Origin of the sequence: Endozoicomonas sp. OPT23, from assembly GCF_009653635.1 — a bacterium.
Taxonomy (GTDB): Bacteria; Pseudomonadota; Gammaproteobacteria; order Pseudomonadales; family Endozoicomonadaceae; genus Endozoicomonas_A.
This window is the reverse complement of the sequence record NZ_PPFD01000005.1, coordinates 450354-467976: the sequence shown is the minus strand read 5'-3', so window position 1 is coordinate 467976 and position 17623 is coordinate 450354. Positions and strand designations below refer to the sequence as shown.

At 46.5% G+C, this 17623-nt stretch carries 15 protein-coding genes; 5 read left to right on the top strand and 10 right to left on the bottom strand.

The annotated features are described in order from the left end of the window. Positions 1-22 precede the first annotated feature (22 nt). The gene (locus tag EOPP23_RS21815; protein ID WP_153766559.1) at positions 23-175 is read left to right on the top strand and encodes a PLP-dependent transferase; all 153 of its coding nucleotides are present in this window, start codon (positions 23-25) and stop codon (positions 173-175) included. On the opposite strand, the gene EOPP23_RS13725 is transcribed toward EOPP23_RS21815, so the two are convergent. Next, a complete protein-coding gene (locus EOPP23_RS13725; protein WP_153766558.1) occupies positions 172-2181 on the bottom strand; it encodes a hypothetical protein in 2010 nt (669 codons plus the stop codon). The genes EOPP23_RS21815 and EOPP23_RS13725 overlap by 4 nt on opposite strands. 171 nt (positions 2182-2352) lie before the next feature. Between EOPP23_RS13725 and EOPP23_RS13720 the strand changes: the two genes are divergently transcribed. Next, positions 2353-2811: a GNAT family N-acetyltransferase gene (locus EOPP23_RS13720; protein ID WP_153766557.1), complete on the top strand. Its 459-nt coding sequence runs from the start codon at positions 2353-2355 to the stop codon at positions 2809-2811. Here the strand turns inward: EOPP23_RS13720 and EOPP23_RS13715 are convergent. Together EOPP23_RS13715 and EOPP23_RS13710 are read right to left on the bottom strand one after the other, a co-directional pair. After that, positions 2795-3181, bottom strand: coding sequence for a DUF3859 domain-containing protein (locus tag EOPP23_RS13715; protein WP_153766556.1), 387 nt, complete (start codon positions 3179-3181; stop codon positions 2795-2797). The two genes, EOPP23_RS13720 and EOPP23_RS13715, sit on opposite strands and share 17 nt — an antisense overlap. Before the next feature lie 123 nt (positions 3182-3304). Beyond that, a complete protein-coding gene (locus tag EOPP23_RS13710) occupies positions 3305-4135 on the bottom strand; it encodes a DUF4922 domain-containing protein (RefSeq protein ID WP_153766555.1) in 831 nt (276 codons plus the stop codon). A gap of 196 nt (positions 4136-4331) precedes the next feature. Here EOPP23_RS13710 and EOPP23_RS13705 point away from each other — a divergent pair, with 196 nt between their 5' ends. Then, positions 4332-4910, top strand: a complete 579-nt coding sequence (locus tag EOPP23_RS13705) for a hemerythrin domain-containing protein (RefSeq protein WP_153766554.1) — start codon at positions 4332-4334, stop codon at positions 4908-4910. 251 nt (positions 4911-5161) lie between these two features. Next, complete coding sequence (locus EOPP23_RS13700; RefSeq protein ID WP_153766553.1) at positions 5162-6295, top strand: hypothetical protein; 1134 nt, start codon at positions 5162-5164, stop codon at positions 6293-6295. Here the strand turns inward: EOPP23_RS13700 and EOPP23_RS13695 are convergent. From EOPP23_RS13695 to EOPP23_RS13665, 7 genes are all read right to left on the bottom strand, one after another. Next, a complete protein-coding gene (locus EOPP23_RS13695; RefSeq protein ID WP_153766552.1) occupies positions 6292-7638 on the bottom strand; it encodes a protein kinase in 1347 nt (448 codons plus the stop codon). The genes EOPP23_RS13700 and EOPP23_RS13695 overlap by 4 nt on opposite strands. Before the next feature lie 91 nt (positions 7639-7729). Next, complete coding sequence (locus EOPP23_RS13690) at positions 7730-9706, bottom strand: acetoacetate--CoA ligase (protein ID WP_153766551.1); 1977 nt, start codon at positions 9704-9706, stop codon at positions 7730-7732. Between the two features lie 20 nt (positions 9707-9726). Then, positions 9727-10671 (bottom strand): hydroxymethylglutaryl-CoA lyase, encoded by a 945-nt coding sequence (locus tag EOPP23_RS13685; RefSeq protein ID WP_153766550.1) that lies wholly within the window; start codon positions 10669-10671, stop codon positions 9727-9729. Then, positions 10661-12610, bottom strand: a complete 1950-nt coding sequence (locus tag EOPP23_RS13680) for a biotin carboxylase N-terminal domain-containing protein (RefSeq protein ID WP_153766549.1) — start codon at positions 12608-12610, stop codon at positions 10661-10663. Before EOPP23_RS13680 ends, EOPP23_RS13685 begins: the two co-directional genes overlap by 11 nt. Further along, the gene (locus EOPP23_RS13675) at positions 12610-13401 is read right to left on the bottom strand and encodes an enoyl-CoA hydratase/isomerase family protein (protein WP_153766548.1); all 792 of its coding nucleotides are present in this window, start codon (positions 13399-13401) and stop codon (positions 12610-12612) included. The genes EOPP23_RS13680 and EOPP23_RS13675 overlap by 1 nt, the downstream gene beginning before the upstream one ends. Before the next feature lie 3 nt (positions 13402-13404). Further along, positions 13405-15012, bottom strand: coding sequence for a carboxyl transferase domain-containing protein (locus EOPP23_RS13670; RefSeq protein ID WP_153766547.1), 1608 nt, complete (start codon positions 15010-15012; stop codon positions 13405-13407). A gap of 83 nt (positions 15013-15095) precedes the next feature. Further along, positions 15096-16259, bottom strand: coding sequence for an isovaleryl-CoA dehydrogenase (locus EOPP23_RS13665; protein WP_153766546.1), 1164 nt, complete (start codon positions 16257-16259; stop codon positions 15096-15098). A 652-nt stretch (positions 16260-16911) separates the two neighbouring features. Here EOPP23_RS13665 and EOPP23_RS13660 point away from each other — a divergent pair. Beyond that, positions 16912-17550, top strand: coding sequence for a helix-turn-helix domain-containing protein (locus tag EOPP23_RS13660; RefSeq protein ID WP_153766545.1), 639 nt, complete (start codon positions 16912-16914; stop codon positions 17548-17550). The last annotated feature ends 73 nt before the right edge of the window (positions 17551-17623 follow it).

Genomic DNA, 17623 nt, shown 5'->3' with positions numbered 1-17623 from the left:
AGATTACAGGTGGTAAGGCGGAGTGGTCAGCTTTGGTATCAAAGGTGGCAGAGAAACCGGCGGTAAGTTTATCAATGCCTTAAAGATGATTCTTCGTCTGGTAAATATTGGTGATGCCAAGTCACTGGCCTGCCACTATCTAAGTGAAAAAAATGATCAACGATGTGAGTACTAAGCAGTAAGGTCAGGGTCCAAACGTGTAAATTCAACGAATTCTGTAAAATCCTCCAGGCTGTGTTCTGAACTCTTTTTAAAGAACTCACCAAACTCATCATTCATTCGCGCAACTACAGCGCTCTCAATAGCTTCCCATGCATCGGTGTTAACCCCTTCCTTACTTAGCATGACTCTAGCGTTTCCTTGTTCTTCTTCAGGTAAAGTGGAAAGCCATTTACGAATTTCGTCATTGACAACTCTGGGGAATTTAAGCGTTGCAACTTCATTGCCAGTAACGATAACTTCACAGCAAGTATGAACGCCCTGCATTGAGTTAATTAATTTACTGAAAGCACCCATTTTACAAATCATAAAGTCTTTTATATCGTCATCGTCTATACCGCTTTCAGATAGATTGTTACCGCGCTGGCACTCATAAAGTCCCTGAATAAGAGCTATACGACTGTCGGCAACAGATGTCTCTTTAACGAGTTTGCTTTGGTCATGAGCACCTATGATAGTCAAAGCTAATAACTGTTTTAGTGTGACTTGAGATCGGTCATCCGTGAAATCAGTTGTTCTAAAGGTATGTTTGATAAATCGTTTAGCCGCCTGTGTTTGAGGGGTGTGTTCACTGCTTTTTTCCAGGCGATGAAGAAAGCGACTCAGGATAAATTTCTCACTTAGAGTCTTTCCGGCATCACTCTTGTTGAGTAAATCAGGTAATAACCCTACAGTATCCAATGTAATGCTTGAATTCAGTAGACTGCCATATTGGGTTTCTAACATTGTCGCAGATTCTGATGCACCTTCTTCGACACTTTTTTTATGTATACCTTGAGAATCATTTAATTGCTCTCTGGCTGCTTGTTGCTGATTTTCGATCGGTGCAAATTTTATTAGCAGTCTTTCATTTCTCTCGGGTGGTATGTCTAATTGATACTGTTGAGCGTACCTGTCTATAATGGCCTTTCCCCTGTGGGTGAATTCTTTAAGGTTGGGCTCTTCTATTGCTAATATTAATAATTCACTGAAGATGTGTTCAGAATGTTCACTATCAATTGGTATACGGTTCCATACATGATATCGAGCAGTATCTGAATCAAGCCAATCGCAATCTGATTCAGCCAATTTTACAAAATTCTCATTGGATAAAAAAGTGGCATATGGGTTGCTTAAACCACCGTCTCTCATAGTAACTAAATATTGATATCTAGAAGCAAGGGAGTAAAGTTGTTCTGCGTTTCTTTCTGAGGCGACTAAATAATCGAACCATCGTTGAAAAGAAACAGCAATATTTTTATTAGTAATAATCTTATGCTTTTCAAATTCAGATCTTTCTGTAAAAACTGCTGATATCAGTGATTCTACTTCACATGAATGTTCTTCAGGCAGCTCTGATAGCTTTTTAATAGAATCTTCCAGTTTTTCTGGAGTTCCAAATTCATTTAAACAAACTGAAGTGTGTACTCTGTAATTTTCTTCACTGAGTACCTTTAAACAGTTTGAAGTTGAGAGTAGTTCGTTTCCTGATAATATTGCTAATCTATGCGAAGTGTTTGAAAATTCAAGATCTTCTAGAGATCTAGATGCAGAGGGACATATCTCGCAATAGAGTTTTACTAAATCTCTGATCAGTGAGTTTTCGATAGATTCATTGGAGCGGTAATCATACACTTTGAAGATTTTTCTCATATTGTCTGATTGTAAAATATCAAAAAAACTTTTTTTCAGTTGTTCTTGATGCTCTTCACGAGCGTCCTCGTCATACGACTGAACCTGTTCTCTCAGTGCCTTCGTTGCAGATTGAATGGCATAATGAGTATCATTCCATAGTTGGCCTCTTAATACTCTCGCTGTTCGGTTCATTAAATTGAAAGGCGCTGCCCCTAAAGTTTTCATTGTTTTAACTGCAGGTAAAAAATACCCAGAAACAGCATGACGTCCCCAAGAGCCAGTTTTATGAGCAGATTGAAGGTCGATATCTTGTGTATGAAGTTGTTCTGCTCTTTTGAGTGGATCCATTTTAAATCCCTGTATGACTTTTATTCTGTTAGGTTATTTTTAATATTCTCGCTTATCTGCGTGATCTGAATATAGACTGACTGATTAGTAATTTATTGATACTTGTTAGAAAATCCATTTAACCCTTAAAATTAACCGCTTATTTCAGATCTTTCTCGTGAGGTACCGCTTTTGATTTGTTGGCAATGGTGTCAGTTTAGTGAGCTGGATGTTAGTCAGCTCTATGACTTGCTTGCTTTGAGGCAGAGAGTATTTGTGGTTGAACAGAACTGTGTCTATCAGGATGCTGATCATCTTGACCAACAGTCCTGGCATTTATTGGGTTGGGAGGAGGATGAGCTGGTAGCCAGCTTGAGAGTGATTTCATCGGTGGCAACAGATGATCAGGTAACACTTGGCCGTATCGTTACCGCACCTGAAATTCGTGGTACAGGTGTTGGCCAGGATATGATGCACAAAACACTGGATATCCTGACAAGAGAGTTTCCTGAAAGAACAATAGGTATGAGTGCTCAGGCACATTTACAGGATTTTTACAGCCGTTTTGGTTTTCAGTCTCAGGGTGAAGAATACGACGAAGACGGTATTCCTCATATCCATATGAGCAAGGGTGCTAGTCAAACACCTTAAAGGTTTTCTCTGCGACTACTTTGCCATTCATTTCCAGCGTCATTCGCCAGTTGCCGGTCTTGTTACTGACCGGTGCCCAGATAGTATCACCCAGGTAAAATTCCCAGTCGTTATCATTTACGTATTCAATGCCTTCAAAAGGAGGCATGATTTCACCCTCTTCGTCAGGGATATCCGGGTGGTAGATGCAGAAGCGCACTTGCTCACCTTTGGCTTTTTTTATCTTTACGATAAAACCGAACTCGATATCAAGCTCAGCAGGGACAAGTGTCGTGAAGTCCTGGATTTTTGGAAGCTCTCGGGATTTCGAATCCCAGGTGGTATAGATGCCGTAGGAAATTATTTCTACAGAGCCGGAACGTTTTGCCATCAATTCAAGTCGGTCGTTGGATGAGTGGTGAATCTTACTCAGAATCCAAATATTTGTAATTGAATTTCTGATAACTGTTTGTCCGCTTTGGCGAGCAAACAGTACCAGAGTCTACCCGACAGCTTATTCCGTAACTGTTTTAAGAACCCGCGATGGCGAAGCGTCACGAAGCTTTTGACAGGCTTCCTGATCTTTTACCAGTAACAGGCCGACAAAGCCGAGAGAGTTAACCGAAATACCTTCGAACCTTCCCTTGGTTCTGGGAACGATCATTAACCACTCTTCAGTCATTAACAGGTTATATGGACCGGGTTGGCCATCGAAATCGAGAAGGTCCAGCTGGTTCAGCATCTCCAGATACAGAGCATAAGCTGAGTGCTCCGGGTTTCTCTGATCAATTTTGCTGATCAGGTGTCTGAAAGGCAGTGCTTTTAATTGTTCCGGGCTGTCTGGAAGAGCTCTCAAGGCTTGCGAGATGGGAAGGTCGCAGACTGGCATAGCCTGCAGGTGGCGATGGGGTTGACTGGCTCCAGCCTCTCTTCCGGAATTGTAAAAGATCAGTTGTGGAAAGGCGGATATCACTTCAGCAGCAGCCTGAAACTCCTTTTCTGCCAATAAGGTTTCCTGCTCCTCATATTCCGGGGTCACAATCAGGTAATGATTATCGACAATGCAGAATTTGTTCAATAACAATACGTGACCAGACTCAAGACTAGCGACGTACATTTCAGGTTCGAAGGGTAAAAAAGGGTTTTGGCTGGCACCTTTCTTGGCATTGCCAGACGGTTTATTTCTGAAAGCCTTTAGTATGCGGACTTCATAACGATAGCCGTCATCACAATATTCAAGTGTCGTCAGGCCTGTTTTCAGGTGCCCGGAAGTGGCAGCAGCGTTACTCGCTTCAGTCAACCACTGTTGTAACTGTTCGACCTGCAGGCTTCTTGTTGGATTCATATCTGGCGGCTCGAATCGATTATTTATCTCACAGCATAATAGATTCACCTGAATAAAGTGAATGCGCCGATTGGAGTAATTATTGATTCTGGAGGCTGAAATCGTTGACTTGTATCAACGGCCATTGAAGTTGCACTGGTCGCTGTAAGGCTTGTGGGAGTAAGCTCAATAGGAAATAACAATAATAGGCAGCAATATGGATAAGTTAATTGAGCGGATAACGATTGACCATGAACACATCCTGAAGTTACTGCAGGCGGTTGATTATGAAATCAAAGCCTATGATGCAGACAATGATCGAACTCCCAGGCTGGCTATTATTGTCGGAGCCTTGGATTACCTGCAAAACTACCCTGACAGCTTTCACCACCCTCTTGAATCCCAACTGATGAAACGGCTTAAGCCAAGAGTAACGGACAGTGATTTACTCCAGTCCATGGTGGAAATCGATCAGCAGCATGACCAGATTCGAGAGCTGACTATCGAGCTGGTGGAAACGGTCAATGCGATTTCTACAGACCACGTAGTTCCCATTAAGAAACTGGTAAGCAGTTATCAGAGTTATGTTGACCTTCAGAGAGCCCATGTGCAGAAAGAAAATCGCGTGATGATTCCTGCAATGAAAGCTTATCTGACGAGTGAAGACCTTGAACTCGCAGAACAGGAGCTGCTTGCCACCCCTGACCCTCTGTTTGGTAAATATCTATGGGAGAGCTATGAAGGGCTTTATCAGTATTTGCTGGAGGCTGATGCAAGACAGGAAACAACAGTCTGACTTAGCCCGTATATCTGTGACGAAACTGATAATTATAAAGCATCAAAATATCAGCGGTTCGTACAGGCGATAAGAGGCTAACGACCGGTTACCACCAGTTAGCCTGGAATGTCGCTGAAAGCCTCGTCCTGAGTGGGTTGCTGTATAGTGGCTCTGCTTTAGTCTAATAGCCTTATGTGGAAGATACTTTGCAATGCAATAACGATAAAGTTACCTCAACTGACAAGTTTTGGAAGTACATGGAGGTCTTTATGGATACGGCAGTTGGAGGTGGATTGGTTCATGGAATTGCTACTGGGTTTTCCCATGTACTATCAGGTCAGGGTTTAAAGGAGATTAAAGCCAAATATAAGGAAAGAGAAGTTGAAGCATTCAGGGAAAAATACCCTCACCTGTTTAAAGCGAGTGAACAGTTAAGGTCAGAATCAAAAGAGAAACTGACTAATAAGCAATTGCATGAGCGAAGGTCTTCTCAGGCTAGAAGGCCCGTTATCAATTTGACAGATGAAGCTGTAAATAATTGCGCTAGAGGTGAGTATAAAGACGAGTATGTTGATAGTTTGAAAACTGGTGAGCTAACTTACAGTGCTATGGGAGGTGGCATGAAGAAAGCTCAGGTGTTTTTGAACACTTGTTTTGATGAAGATAAGCCGGGTAGAAAAGATAGGAAACAAGAGTGCACAAAGGAACAGGTGGATCATAAAGTAGAGAAGATAAAAGGATATGCATACGACTTTGCAGCATTGAAGGATTCACGGTCAGCCTATCTTATTACCTGGCCTGATTGTGAGCATACTTCGCTTGTAATTGGTGACCCTGACAATAGTATTTGGGCTGGCTTTGCTGGTTCAGAAAACTATGTTAACTGGGTGCCAGGCCAAGAAGCCGGAACACTTGCAGAGGTTGGGAACTTTTCAATCTTACCGAGTGACGGTGTTGAAACACCTTATACTCTGGATTGTCACCATCATGGTAAACCTGATATTACTGAAGTTCATGGTGTGGATACGGTAAAAATGAAGAAAGAGTGGAATACGATAAGAGAAAATGAGTGTTATAGACCCAGGGATAATGACTGCACTGCAGTAACCGCCAGAGTTCTGTTAAGTGGCTTGAAGGAAGAAACCAGAGAAAAAATGGGCCAGCCCCGTATGGGTATATGGTCAACTCGGAATGTGGATATACTCAAGAATCGTCTGATGAGAGAGGCTAAAGAAGGGAAGGTTCCTCAAGCAAATCCGGACTTGATACCAGAATCTATATACGAAACTGCAGGACAACTTAAAGAAAAGGCGATTACAGTCGCAGATGATCTGGGTCTTATTGATTGGCTGGGTCAGACAGCGGGCAGTCTCTATAACAGACTGACTCTTGATACAGTTTAAGGCTTATCAGGTTCAGCCTTTATTACCAGCTGTTTTGTTAGAGCACTTATTTCTTCACAGGCATCTGCTGCTGATATCCGTGTTTTTGGGCCAGGATCGAAAACCCGGTTAAGCAGAGACTCAATAGCTGTCCTGTGTGTTTGGTCTTCCACTGTCAAAGAGTCATCAAGAAATGCTTTGATGGTTTGTTTGCAGTGGGTTTCTAAGCTTGTTAGCTGCTCAGCGGTCAGTTTGTCAAAAGGGATGCCATTACTGCCTTTATTTTCCAGCGGTTGGTTATTAAGACGGCTAATGCAGTCCTCAGCCTTTGCCGGGTTGAGCATCTGTAGTGTGACCAGACCGGCTGCCCAGACATCCGTAGCTGGAGTCGGTTCTTCATAGGTGAGAAAAAAGGGCTTTGTTGCTCCTGTTCCAGCCCTTCTTCCCTCCATATCGAGCTTTTCCCCGTGTATTCCCATAGCAGCAAAACCTTCATAGCAGGTTGACTCACCGAAGTCGGCAATCCATAGCTGGCCATCTTTCAGTAACAGGTTTTCTGGCTTGAGATCCTGGTGAACCAGTTGTAACGATGCAAGGCATGAAAGGCCAGAGAACAGATCTTGCGTATGGCTCAGTGTGTCCCGGAGAGGAAGAGGAGGGCCTGGTTTTTTATCTTCTCCAGAGGTTATGGTCAGCTGATCTGATAGAACTCCGTCAGCCCGAGTCAGGAGAATTAGAGGTTCACCATTGGTTGTAACACCGGCTCCCAGAAAGGGAACAATATGCTGATAGCCAGGATGGTCACTGGCCATTTCCTTTAAACCGGTAAGAATACCGGCTTCTCGGGATATAGCCGGAGCCGCAAAATAGAGAGTGTAGGTTTTGCCCTTCCATTGATCCAGACAGCAGTAAGATCGTTTCATAACGATATCTTCATTCTTACTCAGGCTGGCTTTTTGAACAAAACCATTTGAACCGGTTGCAATTCGCCCTTTCAATTCCTCGGACATCATACTGTAGGGAACGGGGTTTTCTGGTTGCTGATCTGGCAGGACACTATTTGTGGTTTTTGAAAAATAGACAGGATCTTGTTGGCTGCGAAACATTATTTGCAGGCCACTATCTATTTCTGCCGGAATTGCTTTTGGCTTATTTTTTGCTTTTTCTGCCGTCAGGTGGTTTATGGTTCGTTCTTTGAAAGAGGTTTCTGATAGTTGAGGGTCAGGCTCAGCCACTTTAGCTTCCAGAAATTTTTCTGCCATAACAGAAGTCACTGATTTTGACTGAAAATCACCCTCTTGCTTGGGTGGAGGTTGATTTGCTGGTGGAATGGCAGGTTGTTCGCCATCAACAGTAATACCCATAAACAGGAGGCCTTTTGAACGGTTCTTTTAACAATCGGACAACCTGTTTATCGGTAAAATCAACGTGATCTTCAAAGTAAGATGAGCCCTATTAAGAGGGACTCAGCTCATTTCTGTTTCGAAAGAAGTCCAGCGCCTCAGGGTTAGCCAAAGCATCAGTATTGGCGACCGGCCGACCATGAACGACTTCCCTGACGGCCAGTTCAACAATCTTGCCACTGATGGTTCTGGGAATATCAGCTACCTGCAGTACTACGGCCGGAACATGTCTTGGCGTAGTATTAGACCGGATAGTGGTTCTTATTTTTTGTATCAGCTTCTCGTTCAGTTCCAGGCTCTCTTTTAACTTAACAAACAATACAACCCTGACATCGCCCTGCCACTCCTGACCAATGGCAATGCTTTCCAGAACACCGTCGACCTTTTCAACCTGGCGATAGATTTCTGCGGTGCCTATTCGAACGCCACCGGGGTTGAGAACCGCATCGGCCCGACCATGAATGACCACACCACCATGCTCGGTCAGCTCACCGTAATCACCATGGGCCCAGATGTTTTCAAAATGAGAGAAATACGCCTTATGATATTTACTGCCATCGGTATCGTTCCAGAAGCCGACTGGCATGGAAGGAAAACTCTGCTGACAAACCAGCTCACCTTTCTGCTCCTGAAGAGGCAGGCCTGAATCATCAACAAATTCCACAGCCATTCCCAGGCCTCGACATTGCAGCTCGCCACGATAGACCGGCAGCGTTGGGCAACCCAGAGCAAAGCAGGAAACGATATCAGTGCCACCGGAGATGGATGACAGACAAACATCTTCTTTAATATCGCGGTACACATAATCAAAGCTTTCATGAAGCAGTGGTGAGCCTGTGGATAAGATGGCTTTAAGGTGTTCAAGGTTGTGGCTATGCTTTGGCTTTACCCCTGCTTTTTCAAGCGCGGCAATATACTTGGCACTGGTACCAAAGATAGTGACTTGCTCCTGCTCCGCCATATCCATAAGAGATTCAGTCTCTGGATAAGTGGGTGAACCGTCGTATAAAACCAGTGTTGAACCAGTTGCCAGTGAAGACACCAGCCAGTTCCACATCATCCAGCCACAGGTGGTGAAGTAGAATATTTTATCTTCAGGCTTCAAGTCACTGTGCAGTGACAGTTCTTTCAGGTGCTGAAGCAGCGTGCCGCCGTGACCATGAACGATGCACTTGGGAACGCCAGTGGTTCCTGAGGAGTACATAATAAACAGCGGATGATTAAAGGCGACAGGTTCGAAATGGATTGAATGATCATTGTCGATTAAAAAGTCTGAATAGTGACAGCTGTTGGTTAGTGCACTGATATCCGGCAGCTGCCCATCGTCTTGTTCTATAAAAGAAATAACAACAGTTTGCTCAAGGCTGGCGATGTTGTTTTGAATGTCAGCAACCTTGCTCCGGCAGTCTATGGTTTTACCGCCGTAGTAATAACCATCCACCGTCACCAGCAGTTTGGGTTCGATTTGACCGAAACGATCCAGCACTCCCTGAAAGCCAAAGTCAGGAGAGCAGGACGACCAGACAGCACCAAGAGCGGTTGCCGCCAGCATCATAATAACGGTTTCAGGGCAGTTGGGGACGAAGGCCGCTATACGGTCGCCTTTGCTGACGCCCAACTTGATTAAGCCAGCCTGTGCCTGTGCAACGCTGTTATGAAGTTGCTGATAGTTGAGAGTACGACGCTGTCCTTTTTCACCACGGAAAATAACAGCGGTGTGATCGTCCTTTCTTCTAAGCAAGTGTTCTGCATAGTTGAGGGTTGAGTCGGGAAACCATTCAGCCCCTGGCATGGTATCTCTGCCAAGAATCGTGTTATTGCCAGAAGCGGTGCCCGGTGGCTGATGGAATTTGATATCAAAGTGTTCGGCAAGTAGTTGCCAGAAAGCTGAACGATCACTGACACTCCATTGATAGAGGGCGGGATAATCTGGCAGTGATAACCCGGAAGTCTGTTCTGCTTTACGACGAAAGGCATCCATATTGGACGACTTAATTCGGCTGGAGGATGGTTTCCAGAGCAATGTCATGATGGTTGACCTGCTTAATGCTAATTATTGTTAGTTGCAGTTTTTAAGAAGCTGTTTCTCAGGCTTAGAGCGGTTCCGGCAGCTGACCGTGACTCTATGCCCAGTTCATGGCATATAAAGTTAGCTGCTATCAGCAGCCTGTCCATGTTCACACCGGTTTCAATGCCCATACCCTGCAGCATATAAACCACATCTTCAGTGGCAACATTACCTGACGCTCCGGGTGCATAGGGGCAGCCACCCAGCCCGGCTACAGAAGAGTCGATAATCGCCAGCCCTTCTTCAAGGGAAGCCAGAATATTGGCCAGAGCCTGTCCGTAGGTATCATGATAATGAGCAGCAAGCTTAGCCATGGGAATACGTTTGCTGGTGGCTTCCAGTACTCTTTTTATTCGAATCGGTGTGCCAGTGCCAATGGTATCGCCCAGCGAAACCTCATGACAGCCCATCTGATAAAGTTCATGGCTGATGCTGGCTACTTGCTCTGGGCTGGTCTGCCCATCATAGGGGCAACAGTCTATACAGGAAACATAACCTCTGACCGGAATATTGTGCTGCTGTGCCAGCTCCATTACTGATTCGAACCGTTTTAAACTTTCAGCAATGCTGCAGTTGATATTACTCTGGCAGAAACCTTCAGAAGCAGAGGTGAAGATAGCCGCTTCAGTAGCTCCCGCTGCCAGTGCCATCTCCATTCCTTTCAGGTTGGGAGTTAATGCACTGTAGACGACATTCTGTTTTCGATTGAGATTGGCAAACACCTGATCGGCATTCGCCATCTGTGGCACACGCTTAGGTGATACAAAACTGCTGGTATCGATATGCGTTAGTCCACTGTCGACTAAAAGGTTAACCAGCTGAGCTCTGACTGCAGGTGATACATGTTTCGTTGTATTCTGTAAGCCGTCTCTGGCACCGACTTCTATTATTCGGACAGTGTCGGGGAATGGGTGATTAAGCGACATCAGCTTCATCCTTATAGCTTAACAGTGAAGCGCCTGCTTCTACCTGATCGCCGGATTGATAGAAAACACTGGCGATCACGCCTTCCTTGGGCGCCTTAATCGTATGCTCCATTTTCATGGCTTCCAGTATCAATAAGGCTTTGCCTTCTCCGACCTCTTCACCGGGCTGAACCATGACATTGGTGACTGTCCCGTTCATAGGGGCTGTCATAGCGCCTATCTGATCCTGAGAGTGTGAAAGTACTGGCAGTGAAACGACAAGACTGAAGTCGTTGAAGAATACTTTTAACTGGCTGTCAGGCATTGCTACAACACGACAGGTAACCTTCTGAGCTTCCAGCTCAACAGTGACTCGTTGCTGCTCAACGCTTGCATCAAGCAGTAGCTGGCCTGATGGCAGTGATACAAGCGTCTTGTTGTCTTTGTTTTCAAGCTTTACAGGCCAGAGCTGTTCCTGAACGGTAAAGCTCATAAGCTTTGGCAGGTATTGATTTGTGTTTAGTGGTTGAGAAAGTCGTTTTTGTTCTGATAGCGACTGGGTTTGCCAGTAGAGCGCCGCAGCAGCGACAGCCAGGTCTGTCTTTTGCTGGTTCAGCTCAGTCACCGGGTGCTCGTCAATAAAGCCTGTGGATAACTGGCCATCAATAAAGTCCGGCTCACTCAGCAAGCTGAGTAAAAAGTCCCGATTATCAGCCAGTCCGGACTGTTGGTAGCCAGCCAGAGCTTCTGAAAGATTGGCAATAGCCTGCTGGCGATCTTCACCCCAGGCAATCAGTTTCGCCAGCATGGGATCATAGTGGCTGGATATATGATCGCCCTGCTGAATGCCGGTATCCACACGGACACGGTCTGATATCTCTGGCCAGCGAAGGTCATGTATACGACCGGAAGAAGGCAGGAAACTGTTATCAGGATCTTCTGCATAAAGCCTGACTTCCACCGCATTGCCGGTGCAGTTCAAATCTTCCTGACTGAGCTGCAGTGGCAAACCTGATGCTACTTCCAGCTGCCATTCAACCAGGTCAATGCCCGTTACCATTTCGGTAACCGGATGCTCGACCTGAAGGCGTGTATTCATTTCCATAAAGTAGAACTGATTACCGTCCAGCAAGAACTCTACAGTGCCAGCACCCTGATAGTTAATCGCTCTGCCGGCATTAACTGCCGCTTCACCCATGGCGAAGCGAATTTCGGAAGAAAGACCAGGAGCCGGAGCTTCCTCGATAACCTTCTGATGACGTCTCTGCAGTGAACAGTCACGGTCAAAAAGGAAAACACCATTGCCCTGCTGGTCAAAGAAAATTTGTACTTCGATATGCCTTGGTCGTGTCACAAAGCGTTCGAGTAGCAGTCTGTCATCACCAAAACTTTTCAGAGACTCCCGTTTGGCGGCAGCAAGGCCTGCTTCCAATTCAGCAAGGTCATGGATAACTCGCATACCTTTACCGCCGCCACCCATAGCTGCCTTGATCATCAGTGGACAGCCAAGTGATTCAGCTTTATTGATCAGGCTTTCGTCGGATTGATCGCTACCGTGATAGCCGGGCAGCATGGGAACACCCGCCTCAGCCATTAATGCCTTGGCTTCGCTTTTTGACCCCATGGCTCGAATAGCAGAGGCCGTAGGACCAATAAATTGAATTTTCTGCTGTTGGCAAGCTTCAGCAAAGTCGGCATTTTCTGACAGGAAGCCATAGCCTGGATGAATAGCAGAAGCGCCAGTCTGTTTGGCTGCAGCTATGACTTTATCGATTTGAAGATAGCTGTCAATGGCAGATGATGGACCCAGGTAAACAGCTTCATCCGCCAGCTGAACGTGCAAAGCCTTGTAGTCTGAATCCGAATAGACGGCAACGGTTTTAATGCCAAGCTTTTGAGCCGTTTCTATCACTCGGCAGGCAATTTCACCCCGGTTGGCAATAAGAATCTTGCTGAACATTACTTCTGCCTCCATGCGGGCTCGCGTTTTTCCAGAAAAGCGGAAAGGCCTTCCTGCCCTTCTTCAGACACGCGTATAGCGGCTATTGTTTTGCAGGTGTGGCCGATAAGAGGTTCACTCAAAGGTTGCTGGTTAATATCTGCCAGCAACAGTTTTGCCTGTCGTGTTGCTTCTGGTGCATTGTTAGCAATTTGCTGAGCCAGTGTCTGTGCTTTTTCTTCCAGCTGCTCTGCAGTCACACATTCGTGGAGCAGTCCTAGTTCAACAGCCTGTTGACCGGAAATAACTTCTGCGGTTAGAAAGTAGCGTCTGGCTTGACGATTTCCCATGGCCTGAACCACATAAGGGCTGATAACCGCTGGAATCAAACCAATCTTGACTTCACTGAGGCAGAAACGACTGGCGTCTGAGCCAATAGCCATATCACAGGCTGAAGCCAAACCGACAGCGCCACCGAAAGCAGCGCCTTGAACAACAGCAATAGTCGGTGCAGGAAATTCGTTAAGCCGTTTCAGCAACAGTGCCAGTCGCTGTGAGTCTTGATAGTTTTCCTGTTCAGAAAGGTTGGCACTGTTCTTCATCCAGTTAAGATCAGCGCCAGCAGAAAAGTGTTTGCCGCTGCCTTTTATTAACAGAGCACGGACTGGTTGTTCTGCCAGATCGCTCAGAGCAGCAATCAACTCTTCAATAAGCTCGGCATTAAAAGCATTGCCCACTTCAGGCCGGTTTAAGATAAGGCTGGCGACGTTTTGTTGCTGCTCAACAATCAGGTGTTGGTAGTTCATATCCATTCCTTACATCCTGAAGACGCCAAAGCGGGTTTCTTCCAGCGGCGCATTCAGCGTCGCAGAAATACTCAGCCCAAGAACGTCACGGGTATCTGCCGGATCAATAATGCCGTCGTCCCAGAGTCGGGCGCTGGCATAGATTGGGCTGCCTTTGTTTTCATAGTCTTCAATAATGGGGGCTTTCAATTCAGCTTCCTGCTCGGCCGATAAGATTTCACCCGTTCTGCCCAGAACATCCCTTCTGACTTGAGTCAGCACGCCTGCAGCCTGCTCTCCACCCATAACGGAGATACGGGCATTGGGCCATGTCCACATAAACCGTGGGTCATAAGCCCGGCCACACATGCCATAGTTACCGGCACCAAAGCTACCACCGATAATCACCGTGAACTTGGGCACTTTTGCACAGGCGACGGCCATCACCAGCTTGGCGCCGTGTTTGGCGATACCGCCTGCTTCATAGCGGGAACCGACCATAAAACCGGTAATATTCTGAAGAAAAATCAGTGGAATCTTGCGCTGGCAGCAGAGCTCAACAAAGTGTGCACCTTTCTGGGAAGACTCTGAGAAGAGCACGCCATTATTAGCGAGAATGCCAACAGGAAACCCGTGAATATGTGCAAAACCACAGACAAGGGTTTCACCAAACTGAGCCTTGAATTCATCAAACTCAGAGCCATCAACAATACGGGCAATGGCTTCACGGGCGTCGTAGTTCTTTTTCAGGTCATCAGGCACGAGTCCGTAAAGCTCTTTCGGGTCGTACAAAGGAGGGCGAGATTCTCTTGTCTTTAACTGTTCCGGTTTGGTTCTGTTCAGGTGGGAAACAGCGGTTCTTACCAGCTCAAGAGCGTGACCGTCGTTCTCGGCCATATGGTCGGTAACACCGGACTCCTGACAGTGAACCCGGGCACCACCAAGATCTTCTGCCGTTACCTCTTCACCGGTCGCCGCTTTAACCAGTGGCGGACCCGCGAGGAAAATAGTGCCCTGATCCTTAACGATAATGGTTTCATCAGCCATGGCGGGGACATAAGCGCCACCTGCCGTACAGGAGCCCATTACCGCTGCAATCTGGGCGATTCCTTTGGCAGACATATTGGCCTGATTAAAGAAGATACGGCCAAAGTGTTCCTTGTCCGGGAATACTTCGTCTTGATAGGGCAGGTTAGCGCCGCCGGAATCGACCAGGTAGATGCAAGGGAGGTTATTCTGTTCGGCAATGGCCTGAGCCCGAAGATGTTTTTTTACGGTCAGGGGGAAGTAGCTTCCGCCTTTGACGGTAGCGTCGTTGGCAACAATCATGCATTCAATACCAGACACATGACCAATGCCTGCAACTACGCCGGCGCAGGAAGCCTGGTCTTCATAAACGTCTTCTGCGGCATAACGGCCTATTTCAAGAAAGGATGAACCGGCATCCAGTAGATGAGCAATACGGTCTCTGGCAAGCAGCTTGCCTTTTCCCTGATGCTTATCTCTGGCTCGGTCACTGCCGCCTTTTTCGATTCTGGCAAAGCGCTCTTTAAGCTCGCTGAGCAGTGTTTCCATACGGCGACGGTTCTGGTGAAACTCCGGACTGTCAGGGGCGATCCTGGACTGCAGAACGGGCATTATTATTACCTCTTCTTTTTAAAGTGGCGGCTCCAAAATCAAGAGCGCCACAACTGCTTGTTTTTCAGGGCGGGAAGATTGTTTTATGCACTTTCGTTGAAAAGCTCACGACCAATCAACATACGACGTACTTCAGATGTACCGGCGCCGATTTCATAAAGCTTGGCATCCCTGAGCAGTCGGCCAGTAGCGTAATCGTTGATGTAACCATTACCACCGAGAATCTGAATAGCATCCAGAGCCATCTGTGTAGCTCGTTCGGCGCAATAGAGAATAACGCCTGCGGCATCTTTGCGAGTGGTCTCTCCGCGGTCGCATGCTGCTGCGACTGCATAGAGATATGCCTTGCTGGCGTTCATCTGGCTGTACATATCGGCAATCTTGCCTTGTATCAGCTGGAACTCTCCGATGGCTTTACCGAACTGCTTACGGTCATGAATATAGGGAACCACTTCATCCATACAGGCCTGCATGATGCCGGTCGGACCACCGGTGAGAACGACCCGTTCATAATCAAGGCCACTCATAAGAACAGCCACCCCGCCGTTTAATTGGCCGAGAATGTTTTCTTCCGGCACTTCACAGTCCTGAAAGACCAGTTCGCAGGTGTTGGAACCGCGCATTCCCAGCTTGTCGAGCTTTTGGGCTCTGGAAAAACCTTTGAAATCTCTTTCAACAATAAAGGCCGTAATGCCACGAGAGCCTTTTTCCGGATCCGTCTTGGCATAGATCACATAGGTGTGGGCATCAGGGCCGTTTGTGATCCACATTTTGTTGCCATTAAGAATATAACGGTCGCCTTTTTTCTCGGCTCTCAGCTTCATACCGACGACATCGGAACCTGCACCGGGCTCACTCATGGCCAGCGCACCGATGTGTTCGCCGCTGACCAGCTTTGGCAGGTATTTCTGCTTCTGAGTTTCCGAACCGTTAATACGAATCTGGTTAACGCAGAGGTTTGAGTGAGCGCCGTAACTAAGGCCAATGGAAGCAGAGGCTCTGCTGATTTCTTCCATGATAATGGTGTGAGAAAGGTAGCCCAGGCCAGAACCGCCGTAGGCTTCATCAACGGTCACACCCAGTAAACCCATCTCACCGAACTTGCGCCAGAGGTGCATGGGGAACTGGTTTTCGGCATCCGTCTGTTGGGCAAGGGGGGCAATTTCCTGAGTGGCAAACTGGCGAACCTGGTCGCGCAGCATGTCATTGGTTTCACCCAGGTTGAAGTTGAATGTCAGATAGCTCATAAGAATTACTTTCAGTGTGATTTTATTATTTTTATCGAGTAACTCAGCCCCGCTTCTTGTCTGATCAGGGGATGACGACAGTCACTTATGATGCTTTGTTGAACAGTGTTTCACTAATTGTTGAAAAAATAAACCAGCCAAAAGTCGCAGATGAGTATCGAGTAAAATACCCGTGTATACGAATCGATAAGCTGTTTGCCTGCCTGCAGCGGCCAAACAGCAATTTAATATTTGATTGCACTTACTTGTATTACTCTAGCTCTACACACACTCTGTCGTGTTGATCGCAGGAAAATGTCACGAAAATCAACTATTGAGCTTGACTGATTCTGTTTCTAGTGGTTTTCTGACGTGAAAATCTGAGTTTTGTTGTTTGGTGTTTCTTCCGAATTGTTCTGTAGATATACAGATTCGGTTCGTTAAAGTTGAAGGTGTATTGCGAAATTGCAAAGATGACGGAGTATTTTTGCAGAAAATAACTACTAAACCATGCACTTCAATGCCAACCTCTGAAAGTTTCAGTCAATAGAATGAAAATTCCTAGACAGTACGGCAAAAACTGACTTTGATTACTTATCATTCAGCTCGGTTCAGCGTATGGTCTGTCTGAATTTCGTTCAGTATCTATAATTCAATATTTTGTGACGGCACTATGAATGCACAAGTACCCCTGACAAGCGCCAAGGAGGCACTGATTCGATCTGCAGAGCGTCTGATTGCAGAGCGTGGTATCGATGCGGTTTCTGACCGTGAGATTGCCCGGGAAGCAGGGCAGAGAAATAACTCGGCAGTTCAATATCACTTTGGCGACCGCGCTGGTCTGATCAGTGCAATTCTTGATTACAGAATGGTGCCACTGAATGAGCAGCGATTCAGCATGATGGCTGAACTGGAAGAGCGTGGTGAATACGATGTCAGTGATCTGGTCAGTATTCTGGTCATGCCCTATATCAACCAGTTGAATGAACTGGCTGGTGAAACCGCTTATTTCAGCCTGATGAGCCAACTGTCACTGCGTGGCAGTGATTTGATGGGCGGGCTCGATAGTGCGCGTAACAGTGCTATTTTGAAACTGATGGATATGATTGCTATCAACCAGCCTGAGATTCAGAGAGATGAGCTCCTTGAGCGTCTCGGCTATATGGCAAAGCTGGTGATTCATATGGCATCAGACTGGGATAAAGCCAGTCGTAAGGACCCGCAACAGTGGTCCTCAGACTATCTGGAACTTCAGGCTAAAGGTCTGATCAGCTTTATGGCTGGCGGCATGCAACAGCCAGGCGTTCGTTAACTACAGTTCCCTGTTATCTCCCCTTGGCCGGTCATGCTGTTAACTCATTTAGAGTATTGCCGGTCAAAGTCTT